This window comes from Dehalococcoidia bacterium, assembly GCA_028711995.1.
Classification (GTDB): Bacteria; Chloroflexota; Dehalococcoidia; order SZUA-161; family SpSt-899; genus JAQTRE01.
Map to the genome: position 1 here is coordinate 1 of JAQTRE010000108.1, position 10,048 is coordinate 10,048.

Consider the following 10,048-nt stretch of genomic DNA (forward strand, 5'->3'; position numbering starts at 1 on the left):
GGTAAACCATCGGTCAAATTCCTGGAATGTCCCGGGATAATCAATGCCAGAAACAGGATGAACAGACTCTTCCATGCCTACATACTACATTTTGTGGCCGGTTGAGTAAAGTGCATACCCACTTTACGATAATCATAGCACTATCTATGATCGGCTTTCTGATGCTACTTTTTGTCTCTATTTTTCCACCCGAGAAACCCAAACAAAAAGAAAAGCATACTGATGACGGCAATTACAATCCATCTAAGGATCAGAATCCAAAAATCTTCAAGCGGATTTGGTTCAGAAAGGGTATGAAATTTTTGCCAGTCAGAATAGTCACTAAACGTACGATTAATGTCCCAAGCATCAAAAAGAACAGCAACGAAACCCAGTATCATCCGCTTCATTGGCTTAAAAGGACGACTGTAGCAATTCTAAGGCATCGTCTCTATCCTGATTGTGAGTATAGAGGCTGTGAAAAAACATGTCAACCAAAACCGAGCAGAACCTGACAGTTAGTGACGCCATGATTCCCCTCCCGGCTGCCAATCTGATCTGGGGAAGAGCACATGACAGTGGAGATCACAGGCGTCACAATCGGCGATCATCCAGAAATGGGTAAGTTTTCTGAGAAAATTGGGGCAGTTTTTCTGAAATCGATAGTCGTTTCCTCCATTGTGGAAATCACGGCAGGACTCTAAGCTAAGAGTAAGGCATCTGAAAGAAGTCGCGTCGATTCACATCAGGCGAAAAAAGTATCGCCCATTCGTCAAGGAGGTGCGATTATGGGTACAACGCTATTGTTGGCAACAGGCTTGCTGATCGTGTTGTTTCCCCTCTTGTATGTGAGTTGTTTTCTGGTTGGAAGTATCTACAGCATAATTCATGCCATATCTGGTGGCGGCAGACGTGTCAAAAATGCTCGCATCAAAGATACTGCTCCCCGTGGCATCATTCAACACCAAAGAACCGCGAAGGGACGAATCTAAACCGCACGGGGCTCACAAGACCTTGGGAAGGCAACCCGGTAACTGGGACTTCAGCGATAAGGCGTCAAGGTAGAATTTTCGAAAAGCAGTATTCCCAATTCGCATCAGCCAAAAACAGATCTATCATATTCTTGAAGGAGGTATGATCATGAATACGGGTTCGACTCTGGCACTGACCCTGCCGATCGTTCTCTTCCCGGTAATCGTTGCTTTGTATTTGCTGTTAGGCGGGTCTTATGCGATGTTACGGGATCGGAGACGAATGAGAAGCAAAAGGAATATCAACAGCATCATCAGACCCCCAAAGGTGAAACGAGCCAAGGGCAGGATATGAACAGGAGTGCAATATGAATTCAGATGGGGGGCTGGCTGGTCGGGGGAGGGGTGAGAATGTCAAATGGGTAGGATCATAGAAGGCAGGTGATTGATCGATCACCTGCCTTTTCGTCATGAGTAGAGACGCGAGACAAAGGGTAATAACATCCCCAAGCGCCCGCAACTTTCAGCTTGTTCCAGCGAAATCTTCTAAAGGACAATCCCCTTCGGAAAATATCGGTAGCGGTCGATGGCACTTCAACCCAGATATAAAAGCCTGTTAACCTCCTTGCCTTTTATCATCCCAAGGCTGAGCAGCTAGCGAGTGCCTTGCTGAATCAGGCCTGCCAGCTCCTGAGCCACATTTCGCAACCGCGAGGCAATTATACCGGCCACATTTTGCATAAACGTGAGTCCCTCGGTCGGATGATCCCTCATAAATGCCAGCAGGGCATCTCGTTCAATAGCTATGACTCGCACTCTAGATAATGCCACCACCGCGGCAGTGTACCGATAAGGGGGTATTATTGCTGACCAGCCAAAAGCCTGACCCGGCAACACGATGGTGATGGAAATGCGCAATCCCTTGCTGAGCTCAGATTGAACAGCCACCTGGCCATCCTCGATCAAGTAGAGTCTTTTCGCCTCATCCCCCTCAGAGCAGATGAGATCGCCCTGTTCATAGATCCGGATTTTCCCCAGTCCGGAAATCCGGCCCCGCTGCTCTAGACTCAGCCCACTCATGATTTGAGCTATGGGAACAGCTTCCATAGCGGCTAATCCCGGTCTGGGTTTAGCTTCCGGTGTCGCCTTAGATTCCTGGGGCCCTGAGGTGATGAGGCTCAATGTAGCGCCTACCAGAAGAGGGTCCAGGTTATTCTCTCCTCCGCATTCCGGTCGATAGCAGGTGACATTATTGAAAGCGCAGGATAGACGGCAGCCTGGACAGGCATCCGGGGGCTGGGCCCCCTGAAAGTAATAGCCACAACTCGTACACATCCAGTGGGCCATGGCATACCTCCTCAAAATTGACAATCCATTTGGATGTCCTCGAGCGGATGGTCATTCCAATACTAAAAGTATCACTCTGAATAGGCAACGGGACACTGCATCTCACATTTCCCGAAACAGCTCCCTATGGCTGATGAACCACAGTAACTCTGATCTGGCGCGGTTCCAGATGCTGGCTCAATCTCTCAACCAACTCTCCGTTACTGTCGCGGATAATGACCTCCAGCGGCATCTGTCCGGGAAGCGAGTGGGTGGCACATGCCATACAGGGATCATAAGCGCGAAACGCCATCTCTACCATATTCAGCAAGCCTTCGCTCACTGCCGAACCTTTCTTGAACAGCCCCTGGGCGGCCTTCTTGACGGACATGTGCATCGCGGGATAGTTGTGCGCCGTGGCTACGATCAGATTCACTCCGGTCACAAGTCCTTTCTCATCCGTCTGATAGTGATGAATCAGAGTGCCACGAGGCGCTTCCACAATGCCAACGCCTTCCCTGGGAATGGCAGTGGGAATGGTGCGAACATTGGGACTGGTGATCTCCTTATCCCGGCAAAGCTCAAGCATCCGCTCCGCCGCATAGACTAATTCCACCAGCCGGGCCCAATGCATTGCCAGAGTGGCATGAACTGGCTTGCCTCCGAGTGTGGTGAACATCTTCTCGTATTCTTCCTGGGCCAGCGGTGTAGCCATCCCATCGGCTGCGTTGAGCCGTGCCAGAGGCGCCACTCGATAGATACCGCTATCTTTTCCCTCCACAAACCCTTTCCACCCCACCGGTTTCAGGAACGGAAATTTGAGATACGTCCAGGGCTCGGTATGCTCGGCAATATAATCGAGATACTGCGACGGCTTGAACTTGACCACCTCCTTGCCCTGTCCGTCCACCACACGAACATCCCCATCGTAGAAATTGACTTTGTTATTAGCGTCCACAAGGCCCATGTAGTAGCTCTTCATGGTGTAAACGTTACCCAGGATCAAGTCAAGGTACTGCTTGTTGGCAAGCACAACGTCATTGAAGACCTTCAGGCTGAACTTGGCGAACTCCACGCACGATTTGGCCTTTTCCTCAAAGTCCTTTCGCTGTTCCTCGGTGATGGCCTTGCTCATACCGCCGGGAATGCCGCCGATAGGATGCGTCGCCTTTCCGGCAATCGAGGTCTGAATATCCTGGGCATAGGCACGGTGTTTGATCACTTCTCCCCCAACCTCCAGTCCCACCTTGCCGATCACGCCCAAGATATTGCGCTCGGCAGGATCGGCCATCGGCCTGACCACAAAATCAGGGGCAGCCAGCGCATAGAAGTGCGCGATGTGCGAGTGAATCATGTGGGCGCAGTAGAACAACTCCCTCAGCTTCTTACCCGCCGGAGGAGGTTTGACACTGTACACGGCGTCTGTGGCCTTACACGAGGCCATATGATGCGCGCCCGGTCAGACCCCGCAGATGCGAGGCACAATCCGGGGCAGTTCCTCCACCGGCCTCCCTTCACAAAACTTCTCGAACCCTCTCAGTTCCGGTATCTGAAAATAGGTGTTGGCCACTTCGCCATCGCCATTGAGAAAGATTTCGATCTTGCCGTGGCCTTCCAACCGGGTTATGGGATCAATGCTGATCTTTTTCATCTTGCACCAACCTCCAGCGGCGACTTGCGGCGTTTATGGTACAGCAACGAGCTGGACATGCCGAACCGGTAGAGGGTGCCTGCCGGATCCAGCATCTCACTCAGCATCCGGGCAATCTCTTCATCTTCATCGGCTTTGTAGATAGAGGTCAGGGCGCTGAGCATCTTGGCCCCCTGATCGACTACGCCCGCAGGAGGGCCGAAGCAGCCGCGGCAGGGCATGTTCACCTTAATGCACTGCAAGCCGCAGCCTGCACGGGTGGCCGGGCCGATACAGATCAACCCCTGTTCCAAGAGGCACTTTTCCGGATCGGGGATGATCTCGTGGGTTCTGTATATCCGGGATATCTTCTTCTCCTCTTTTTTCCGGTTGCACTCGTCGCATTGAGTCTTTTCCGAGGCGATCACCGCGCCCGGGGGCGGCAGGCTGTTGGTAGCCAGCGCGTCCACGACCTTCAAAATGAGATCGACAGTGGGCGGACATCCGGGCATGAAGTACTACTCTACGGGTACCACCTGTTCCAGAGTCATCACGTCCTCATAGAGTCTGGGCAATGTCAGCTCCCCTTCGGCAACATTTGTCTCAGTTTGAGGAAAAGCCCTGCCGGGATTTACACTTGAAGGCGTCGTGAGATAGACTCTCTCCATGATTTCGGAAAGGGAGGTCAGATTGGCTAGTGCCGGTATGCCGCCGAAACAAGCGCAGGAGCCGAAGGCCACCAAAACTTTCGACTTGTCTCGAAGCAATCTGGCGATGTGTTCCTGCTCCGAATTCCTGATGCCGCCATTGAAAAGGCAGACGTCAATCGATTTGTCCGCCATCGCCTCCACGTGGTGATACTTGAAGTCCATGGCTACCGGCCAGAACACGATATCGGCAAGATTGGCCACATCGATGATCTTCTCGTTGATATCGAGCACAGCCACGTCACACCCTCCGCAGGCAGCAGACCAGTAAAGCGCCAGCTTCATTTTAGCCATGATGACCCCCTCCTGCCACAGAGACAGCCAGTTCCGGGACACTCTGTTTTTTCATCCCGCTCGCCAGTTCTTCTTTGATGGGAAGATGCCCGAGCTTTTGGATCTGCGTGGTGAACTCGTTGATGATCGAGGCGAACCGTTCGCCTTCGGCAGCCGAAACCCAGTCCAGACGCAGCCGCTCCGGTTCTATGCCGAACTGTTCCAGCAATTTCTTGAGCACCGGTATGCGCCGGGCGGCTTTATAGTTTCCTTCCGCATAATGACAATCGCCGGGGTGACATCCGCAGACCAGCACACCATCCGCCCCGAGCTGGAACGCCTTGAGGATGAAGCTGGGGTCGATCCGTCCGCTGCACATCACCCGGATCACATCCACGTTCGTCGGGTATTTGAGGCGTGAAGTTCCGGCCATGTCCGCTCCGCCATAGGCGCACCAGTTGCACATGAAACCGATGATTCTGGGCTCAAAAAGATCAGCCATAGCTCCTCCCTATGTCGCCAATACGCCCTCGATCTGGGCAAAGATTTGCCGATCGCTGAAGTGCTTGGCCGTGATTGCTCCGGAAGGACACGCAGCGGCACATACGCCGCAACCCTTGCAAAGAGCGGGATTGATCTCCGATACGCCATCGGCGTTCACCCTGATGGCGGAGTAAGGACAAAGAGAGACACAGACGAGACAGGCCGCGCACCGATCGGGATCGACCTGACAGATCAGAGGTTCGATGGATACCTTACCCCGAGCCAGCAGGGAAAGGACTTCAGCCGCAGCTGCACCGGCGTGGGCCACGGTATCCGGGATATCCCAGGGCGCCTGACAGGTTCCGGCGAAGAAAATCCCCTCGGTGTTGGAGTTGAACGGCCTCAACTTGGGATGGGATTCCAGGAAGAAGCCGTGCCGGTCGCGGGTGACGTGGAAGGTTCTGGCCACCTTTTCACTATCGGTACGCGGCGTCATACCGGTACTCAGGATCACCATGTCCACGGGTAAAGTGATAGGACGGCCCAAGCCCGTATCCTCGGCTTTGACCACCAGCTTATTACCCTGCATCAGCACCTCAGCACCCCTTCCTCTGATGAAGAGCACGCCCTCGCGTTGCACTCGCTCATAGAACTCTTCGTATCCCTTCCCAAAGGCACGAATATCAATGTACAGCTCATACACATCGGCGCCGGTCTTCTCTTTTACCAGATGAGCCTGTTTCATGGCATGCATACAGCACACCCGGGAACAGTAGGAATTGGTGTGATAGTCGCGGCTGCCTACGCAGTGAATGATCGCCACGGACTCAGGCGTCCTCCCATCAGACAGAAGCACCTTGCCACCCGTCGGTCCGCTCGCCGAACAGAGGCGTTCAAACTCCATGCTTTCGATGATATTGGGGAACCGTCCGTAGTTGTATTGCGGCACCAGATTCGCCTGGAAGAAATCATGTCCTGTGGCCAGTAGAATGGCGCCTACTTCCAGGTCGAGTTCTTCCTCTTTCATATCGTGATGGATGCACTTGGGCAAACAGACCGACTCGCACTGCCGGCATTCGGAACAGACCGCACAACTAAGACAGCGCGCGGCCTCCGCAATAGCCATTTCTTCAGTGAAGCCCAGGTCCACTTCATTAAGGCTGGACTTCCTCTCCATGGGCTGAAGCTGGGGCATCTTCTGGCGCGGTGCCTCACGGATGTCAGACGGAATAGATACTTTGATATCCGATGCTTTGAGCGTCTCCTTCACTCGGCCCTCTTTGAGGTTTTCGCCCCGGAGGTATCGGTCGATGGAGACCGCCGCCCTCTTCCCGCTGGCGATGGCCTCGATAACGGTTCCGGCTCCGGTGGCCACATCGCCTCCGGCGAATATCCCCGGCACTCCGGTAGCCAGGGTGGAGAGATCGACGGCGATAGCGTTCTGTCCCGCCGTAGCCAGGCCCTTAGCGGCGGAGAATATCTGCGGGTCCGGCATCTGACCGATGGCCTCGATCACCGTATCGATATCCATGCGGTATTCCGACCCGGCAATCGGTTGGGGGATACCCCTTCCGCTCCTGTCCTTCCCTTTCAGTTCATTGCGGACACATTCAAGGCCAACCACTTTGTTGTTCTGCCCCACTATCCGGATGGGAACGGTCAGACAATGCAGGCGGATTCCTTCGGTCTCGGCGGCTTCCACCTCTTCATCAATAGCGGGCATGTCTTTCCTTCCGCGCCGGTACAGAATATGCACCTCCTCAGCTCCCTTGCGGAGGGCCATCCGGGCAGCATCGATGGCGGAATTCCCGCCACCGATAACTGCCACCTTCCTGCCCACCCTCACTTCCTGCCCCAGGTTCGCCATTCTCAAGAAATCGATGGCGTCGTATACGCCTTCCATCTCCTCGCCAGGCACCTTCATCTTTTGCCCCAGAGGAGTCCCAGTGGCAATGAACACTGCCTGGTAATCGCCAGTTAGGAGCGATTCCACATCGTCCACACGAGCGTTGAGTTTGAGTTCCACACCCAGGCCAAGAATATCGTTGATCTCCTTATTCAGTTCGTCCTTGGGAAGCCGATACTCGGGAATTCCCCAGGCCAGCATGCCTCCGGCTACCGGCATCGATTCGAAAACAATGACGCCATAACCCATTCTCACCAGATCGTAAGCAGCGGAGAGACCGGCCGGTCCCGCTCCCACAATCGCTACCTTTTCCTTTCTGGTCCGCTCGACGGGAACCGGAGGAGCATCTTCACGCCCGTGATCGGCAGCAAAACGCTTCAGAGCAGCGATGGCAATGGGCTGGTCAACATCCTTGCGTCTGCACTCGCTTTCACAGGGATGCGGACAAACCCTGCCGCAGACCGAAGGAAAGGCGATGTCCTCTTTGATCAAGTTGTGCGCTTCTTTGAACTTCCCCTGGCCGATGAGGGCGACATACCCCTGAACCTTGATGTGCGCCGGGCAGGTCAGTTTGCAGGGAGATTCTCTCTTATCGATGACGAAAGTGCTGGGCACGGCTTGAGCAAAGGGCCGGTAGATCGCCTTTCTCTTGCCCAGCGTCATATCGAATTCGCTGGGGACCTCCACCGGACAAACCTTGGTACATTCGCCGCATCCGGTGCAGGCACCCAGCGTAACATACCGGGGTTTTGTTTTGACCTTGACCTTGAAATTGCCCACATACCCCGATACGTCAGTAACATCGCTGTAGCTCAACAGAGTGATGTTGGGATGACGCCCCACCGAGACCATTTTGGGAGTCAGAATACAAGCGGAACAATCCAGAGTGGGAAAGGTTTTGTCCAGTTGTGCCATCCTCCCGCCGATAGAGGCATCTTTTTCCACCAGATACACGTGATAGCCTGCATCAGCGATGGAGAGAGCCGCCTGTATTCCGGCAATCCCTCCACCCACGATCAACGCCTTGGGTATCACCGGCACCTCTCGGGAAACCAGCGCTTCCTGCCAGGCAACACGGGCTACAGCTCCCCGAACCAGCCTCTTGGCTTTTTCGGTTGCTGCGACGGTGTCTGTAGTGATCCACGAGCATTGCTCTCTGATATTGGCCATCTCGAAATAATACGGGTTTATGCCGGTGTCTCGGAGAACTCCCTGAAAGGTGACTTCGTGCATGCGAGGCGAGCAGGATGCCACCACCACTCGATTGAGCCCCAGTTCGCGGATATCCTTTTTGATCATCTCCTGGCCCGGCTCCGAGCACATGAACTGGTTCTGGCGGGCCACGGCCACCTTGTCCAGAGTAGAGGCAAAAGCCCGCACCGTCTCCACATCCACAGTGGATGCGATGTTGATGCCGCACTGACAAACGTAAACGCCTATCTTGACTCCGTTGTCGTTCATCTTGCCACCTCATTCATACTTTCTGCAGTTCACGGAGCAGGCCGTTAACCGGCACGATATTCTGTCGAAGGAGCAGGTCTTCTTCAGGCAGCCCGAAGGCCAGGCCCAGCAACTGGGTCAAAAAGAGCACCGGGATGTGGATATGAACGCCGAGGTGTCGGGAAATATCCCTCTGATACGCGTCCAGATTCATCTGACACATGGGGCAGACGGTCACAATGCAGTCCGCTCCCTGGCTGGCGGCGAGAAGCTCGCCCACCAGGTTCATGCCGATCGCTTTCTCAGTGGTCATCAGAACCCCACCGCAACACTTCGTCTTCCACAGGTAGGGAAATGTCTCAGCCCCCACAGCCTCAATCAGCCCATCCATCGAGGTGGGAAGATAAGGTCCATCATATTCGCCATAGGGTCGCACGGTCTGGCAGCCGTAGTATGGCACAACCTTCAATCCAACAAGTTCATTCTTCACCCTATCGGCCACTGCCTTCACACCGATGTCGTTGGCCACCACATCGAGCAGATGGCGCACCTTGGTTGTTCCAAAGTAGCTCAATCCTGCTGCCCCCAGGATTTCACTCAACTGGCTTTTCAGAGCGGGCTCTCTTTGAAGGCGACGGTTCACCTTGAAGAGGTTCAAGAAACACGAACTGCAACTGGTCACCAGGTCGCGATGTTCCCGCTCTGCCAGAGCGAGATTGCGAGCGGGTAATGCCACAGAGAGCAGATAACTCAAGGACTCAATGGCATTGGCGCCGCAGCAGTTCCAGTCCTCCAGTTCCACAAGTTCGGCGCCGAGTTCTCTCATCACAGCCCTAGCTGAAGTGTCATACCCCCGAGCGGTGGAGAGAAGGCTGCATCCAGGCATATACGAGTACCACATCACCTGGCCTCCAATTCCTCGACCTTACGATAGATCGCCTCTATCTGATCGAGCCCTTTAATGTTTGCCGCCGAGGGATTCAAGGAGACTTTCCCTTTGCGCCACAGGGTGAATCCCAGACGAGTGTATCCCACAGCCCCGAGGCGTTTGGACTTGCCAAAGAAAGAGGTCATCATCTCCACTTCATGGAGTCGCCCATGCTTGCGCACCGTATCCCTGAAGGCCTCATAGAACCGGGCGCTGGAACTGACGCTTTCCATCCCTGCCTTCACCGACATCCGCTTTAAAGAGGACATGGTCTCAGTACACGCGATACCGCGCAAGCAGCGCAAGGTACATGCGTAACAGGCCGTGCACAGCCAGAAGGAGTTACTGGTCAGGACTTCTTCTTTGAGGCCAAGCTGAATCAGCCGCCACAATTGGCGGGGGGTA

At 54.4% G+C, this 10,048-nt stretch carries 10 protein-coding genes and 1 pseudogene; 3 read left to right on the top strand and 8 right to left on the bottom strand.

From position 1 onward, the window contains the following. Window positions 1-164: 164 nt before the first annotated feature. On the bottom strand, window positions 165-389 hold the full coding sequence (locus PHV74_12295; protein MDD5095137.1) for a hypothetical protein: 225 nt from the start codon (window positions 387-389) through the stop codon (window positions 165-167). A 162-nt stretch (window positions 390-551) separates the two neighbouring features. Between PHV74_12295 and PHV74_12300 the strand changes: the two genes are divergently transcribed. The 3 genes from PHV74_12300 (at window position 552) to PHV74_12310 (ending at window position 1,305) form a co-directional block, all read left to right on the top strand. Beyond that, on the top strand, window positions 552-683 hold the full coding sequence (locus PHV74_12300) for a hypothetical protein (protein ID MDD5095138.1): 132 nt from the start codon (window positions 552-554) through the stop codon (window positions 681-683). A 184-nt stretch (window positions 684-867) separates the two neighbouring features. After that, a complete protein-coding gene (locus PHV74_12305) occupies window positions 868-1,044 on the top strand; it encodes a hypothetical protein (protein MDD5095139.1) in 177 nt (58 codons plus the stop codon). 75 nt (window positions 1,045-1,119) lie between these two features. Then, window positions 1,120-1,305, top strand: coding sequence for a hypothetical protein (locus tag PHV74_12310; GenBank protein MDD5095140.1), 186 nt, complete (start codon window positions 1,120-1,122; stop codon window positions 1,303-1,305). Between the two features lie 299 nt (window positions 1,306-1,604). Here the strand turns inward: PHV74_12310 and PHV74_12315 are convergent, their stop codons facing one another. The 7 genes and pseudogenes from PHV74_12315 to PHV74_12345 all read right to left on the bottom strand — a co-directional run. After that, the gene (locus tag PHV74_12315) at window positions 1,605-2,297 is read right to left on the bottom strand and encodes a cyclic nucleotide-binding domain-containing protein (GenBank protein MDD5095141.1); all 693 of its coding nucleotides are present in this window, start codon (window positions 2,295-2,297) and stop codon (window positions 1,605-1,607) included. 124 nt (window positions 2,298-2,421) lie between these two features. Next, a complete protein-coding gene (locus tag PHV74_12320; protein ID MDD5095142.1) occupies window positions 2,422-3,927 on the bottom strand; it encodes a Ni/Fe hydrogenase subunit alpha in 1,506 nt (501 codons plus the stop codon). Further along, a pseudogene (locus tag PHV74_12325) lies at window positions 3,924-4,907 on the bottom strand (oxidoreductase). The gene PHV74_12320 and the pseudogene PHV74_12325 overlap by 4 nt, the downstream one beginning before the upstream one ends. After that, the gene (locus PHV74_12330; protein ID MDD5095143.1) at window positions 4,900-5,388 is read right to left on the bottom strand and encodes a hydrogenase iron-sulfur subunit; all 489 of its coding nucleotides are present in this window, start codon (window positions 5,386-5,388) and stop codon (window positions 4,900-4,902) included. Before PHV74_12330 ends, PHV74_12325 begins: the two are co-directional and overlap by 8 nt. A 9-nt stretch (window positions 5,389-5,397) precedes the next feature. Then, complete coding sequence (locus PHV74_12335; GenBank protein ID MDD5095144.1) at window positions 5,398-8,736, bottom strand: FAD-dependent oxidoreductase; 3,339 nt, start codon at window positions 8,734-8,736, stop codon at window positions 5,398-5,400. Between the two features lie 13 nt (window positions 8,737-8,749). Then, entirely contained in the window at window positions 8,750-9,616 is an 867-nt protein-coding gene (locus tag PHV74_12340; GenBank protein MDD5095145.1) for a CoB--CoM heterodisulfide reductase iron-sulfur subunit B family protein, read from the bottom strand. Continuing rightward, window positions 9,616-10,048, bottom strand: a 433-nt coding sequence (locus PHV74_12345) for a heterodisulfide reductase (GenBank protein MDD5095146.1), incomplete at its 5' end; no start/stop codon positions are given. The genes PHV74_12340 and PHV74_12345, both read right to left, overlap by 1 nt.

Bases quoted from the DNA above. Each gene is read 5' to 3' on its own strand.
- PHV74_12295 (MDD5095137.1), bottom strand. From the start codon at position 389: ATGAAGCGGATGATACTGGGTTTCGTTGCTGTTCTTTTTGATGCTTGG.
- PHV74_12340 (MDD5095145.1), bottom strand. From the start codon at position 9,616: ATGTGGTACTCGTATATGCCTGGATGCAGCCTTCTCTCCACCGCTCGG.
- PHV74_12305 (MDD5095139.1), top strand. From the start codon at position 868: ATGCCATATCTGGTGGCGGCAGACGTGTCAAAAATGCTCGCATCAAAG.
- PHV74_12330 (MDD5095143.1), bottom strand. From the start codon at position 5,388: ATGGCTGATCTTTTTGAGCCCAGAATCATCGGTTTCATGTGCAACTGG.
- PHV74_12335 (MDD5095144.1), bottom strand. From the start codon at position 8,736: ATGAACGACAACGGAGTCAAGATAGGCGTTTACGTTTGTCAGTGCGGC.
- PHV74_12315 (MDD5095141.1), bottom strand. From the start codon at position 2,297: ATGGCCCACTGGATGTGTACGAGTTGTGGCTATTACTTTCAGGGGGCC.
- PHV74_12300 (MDD5095138.1), top strand. From the start codon at position 552: ATGACAGTGGAGATCACAGGCGTCACAATCGGCGATCATCCAGAAATG.
- PHV74_12310 (MDD5095140.1), top strand. From the start codon at position 1,120: ATGAATACGGGTTCGACTCTGGCACTGACCCTGCCGATCGTTCTCTTC.